At 61.8% G+C, this 3228-nt stretch carries 3 protein-coding genes; 1 reads left to right on the forward strand and 2 read right to left on the reverse strand.

Annotated elements, in window-relative coordinates; translation table 11 throughout:
• Window positions 1–1052 (forward strand): ComEC/Rec2 family competence protein (locus tag EN750_RS25615; RefSeq protein ID WP_189526445.1); only part of this gene is annotated, 1052 nt, incomplete at its 5' end.
• Here EN750_RS25615 and lexA read toward each other — a convergent pair.
• Both lexA and kynU read right to left on the reverse strand, forming a co-directional pair.
• Window positions 1046–1786: a transcriptional repressor LexA gene (gene lexA, locus EN750_RS25620; RefSeq protein ID WP_127272195.1), complete on the reverse strand. Its 741-nt coding sequence runs from the start codon at window positions 1784–1786 to the stop codon at window positions 1046–1048. The two genes, EN750_RS25615 and lexA, sit on opposite strands and share 7 nt — an antisense overlap.
• A 409-nt stretch (window positions 1787–2195) precedes the next feature.
• The coding region (gene kynU, locus EN750_RS25625; protein WP_127398210.1) for a kynureninase at window positions 2196–3228 on the reverse strand (1033 nt) is incomplete at its 5' end.

A 3228-nucleotide genomic window follows, 5' to 3' on the forward strand; every position in this document is an offset into this window, starting at 1 on the left:
CAAGACCGCCGCCCCCAAAGCGATCCATGCCCGGTTTCCTGACGCGAAAGTTCGTGCTCGCGGCAACCGGCCTTGCCATGACCTCCATCATCGCCGGCAGCGCCACGACGCTGTTTGCCATCTGGCATTTTCAGCGTGTGTCGCCGCTCAGCCTGTTCGCCAATCTGGCGGTTATGCCGATCGTCACCGTCGTCATGTTCCTGGCTGTCGCAAGCGCGCTGCTGATGCCTTTCGGATTGGATTGGCCGGCCCTCTACCTGATGGGCAAGGGTCTGACGGTGATGATCGCCATATCGGGTTGGATCTCCGAACGTTCGCCTGTCGATGCGGTTGGGCTGATTTCGCAGCAATCTGTCCTGCTGGTGACAATTGCCCTGGTCATCGCGACAATGGCGACAACTTGGCTGCGGCTCGCTGCTCTGCCATTCGCGCTGGCAGGCTTGCTGACCGTCTCGGATACGCGCACGCCGGATGTGCTGATCTCGGAGGACGCCCGACTGGTTGCCTTGCCGATCGGCGGTGGCGAACTCGCCGTCAGCCGCGCTCGGCCGAACGAATTCACCGTCGACAACTGGAAACGCGCACTAATATCCGAAACCATCGTCGTGCCGGAGGTGTTCGACAAGGGCGACGGGCAATTCGACGTCGCGGATGCCGTTGAGCTACCGCCGGGATCGCCGTTCTATTGCACCTCAGGCGTCTGCGTGGCCAGGCACACGTCCGGTGCGATCATTGCCTATGTCGAGGACCGCAAGGACACCTGGAAAGCCTGCGGTTTCGCCGAGCTGATCGTCATCAATGACGCCACCGCGTATGACGCCTGTCACAACCCGCTGGTTCTCGTCATCACCAAGCGGCAACTGGCTCGCAAAGGCAGTGCCGCGATCTTCTTCGATCGCCAATCGGCGACCACGCCGGCGACGATCAGCTTCGCCGTGGACAGCCCATACCGGCCCTGGCATGCGCAACGCAAATTCTCGCGCGAGGCGAGGGGGCTGCCACCCTTCAAGAGACCCGAGAAGCCAGTGGCTGAAACGCAGCCGCCTCAGTAGCGGCGGATCAGGCCAACGAGCTTGCCTTGCACCTTGACCCTGTCCGGCCCGAAAATACGGGTTTCATAGGCTGGATTGGCGGCTTCGAGAGCAATCGAAGCGCCCTTGCGGCGGAACCGCTTCAGCGTCGCTTCCTCTTCATCGACCAGCGCCACGATGATCTCGCCGGGGTTCGCCGTGTCGGCATTGCGGATGATGACGGTGTCGCCGTCGAAGATACCGGCCTCGATCATCGAGTCGCCCTTGACCTCCAGCGCATAGTGGGCACCGCCCATGATCATGTCCGGCGGCACCGAGATCGAATGCGTCTGATGCTGGATGGCATCGATCGGCACACCGGCGGCGATACGGCCCATGACCGGGATCGACACGGCGGAGACCGCATCGTCATCATTGCCGGGCGAGGGCATCCGCGAAGGCGCCGGCTTGATCTGCCGGCCAAGGGCACCACCCTGACCGAGACTGCCCTGGATGACGCTTGGCGAAAACTTCTTTGCCGCGTTGAGGCCGGGCGCGATCGAGTCCGGCAATCGCAGCACTTCCAGCGCGCGTGCCCGGTTGGGCAACCGGCGAATAAAGCCGCGCTCCTCAAGTGCGGTGATCAGCCGATGAATCCCGGATTTGGAGGCAAGGTCGAGCGCCTCCTTCATCTCGTCGAAGGATGGCGGAATGCCGCTCTCCTTCAGGCGTTCATGGATGAACATCAGCAGTTCATGTTGCTTGCGTGTCAGCATGGCGGCCCCCAGATTACCTGAAACCAGAATCGAAAAACAAACCCAGAACAAACACTATCTGTTCCAGTTGTGTTCTGCAACCGTTTAAAGTTTAATGAATTTGTTAAGGCTGCTGAAATTATTTGGGCTTGCCAGCGGGTCGCGATCGACAGGCGCCAACCACGGCAATGCGCCTGCTCACATTGAAATCATTATGGTTAATGACCTGTGGCTCATCCTCGACCCAAGGTTTGGCATCATCTGCCGATCGACCTCCACAAGGGACGCTATCAATCTTCGGGACGTTCGTTTGCCGTGAACGAAACGGAGCCAAAACGCCAACGTCTGTTGGCATTTGTGGCTGGAATTCAGCCCTCCGTCATCCGCCGGGCAGTGAGGGCGGCGACGGCAAATCGCGGAGATCGTTGCGTCAGGTAACGGCTTCCTTGACGGCGAAACGCTGGTCCTTCCATGCGCCCGTGCGCAGAATATCCTCCAGCACCTCAACCGCCAGCCACACATCCTTGTAGCCGACATAGAGCGGCGTGAAGCCGAAACGGATGGTCGATGGCGCGCGAAAATCACCGATGACGCCGCGCTCGATCAGCGCCCGCATGATTTGATAGCCGTGATCGTGAAGGAACGACACCTGGCTGCCGCGCCTGGTCGCGTCGCGGGTGGTCTCCAGCGTGAGGCCATAGGCGCCGCACTTTGCTTCGACGAGCTGGATGAACAGTTCCGTCAGCGCGACGCTCTTTTTTCGCAATGCCGCCATGTCGACGTCGTTCCAGATGACAAGCGCGCCTTTGAGCGCCCGCATCGACAGGACCGGCTGGGTGCCGCACAGAAAGCGGCGGATACCGGTGCCGGCAACATACCCCCGTTCGAAGGCAAAGGGCCGCGCATGGCCCCACCAGCCGCTGAGCGGCTGGCTGATATCGCCGTGATGGCGCTGCGCGGCATAGATGAAGGCCGGTGCGCCCGGACCGCCGTTGAGGTACTTGTAAGTGCAGCCGATGGCGAAATCGGCATTTGCCTGATCGAGCTCGACGGGCAGGGCGCCGGCGGTGTGGCATAGATCCCAGACGATCAGCGCTCCGGCCGCATGAGCCTTGCGCGTCAGCGCCGCCATGTCGCGCAGTTCACCCGATTTGTAGTTGACGTGGTTGACCAGCACCACCGCGACGTTTTCGTCGATCAGCTCTTCGATGGTGGGCGCGTCGACGCCCGCGAGGCGCAGCAGGACGCCGTCCCGTGTCGAGGCCACCCCTTCGGCGATGTACAGGTCGGTGGGGAAACTGTCACCCTCGGCGACGATGACCGACCGGCCCGGCCGCATCTCCAGCGCCGCATGCAGCACCTTGTAGATGTTGGTCGACGTCGTGTCGCAGACGACGGTCTGGCCGGCCGCGGCTCCAATCAGGCGTCCGAGTTGATCGCCGAGTTCGATCGGCATCTCGAAC

The sequence above is a fragment of the Mesorhizobium sp. M7A.F.Ca.ET.027.03.2.1 genome, from assembly GCF_003999175.1.
Classification (GTDB): Bacteria; Pseudomonadota; Alphaproteobacteria; order Rhizobiales; family Rhizobiaceae; genus Mesorhizobium.

Excerpts from the sequence above, each read along its gene's own strand:
- lexA (WP_127272195.1), bottom strand. The coding sequence starts at position 1,786 with ATGCTGACACGCAAGCAACATGAACTGCTGATGTTCATCCATGAACGC.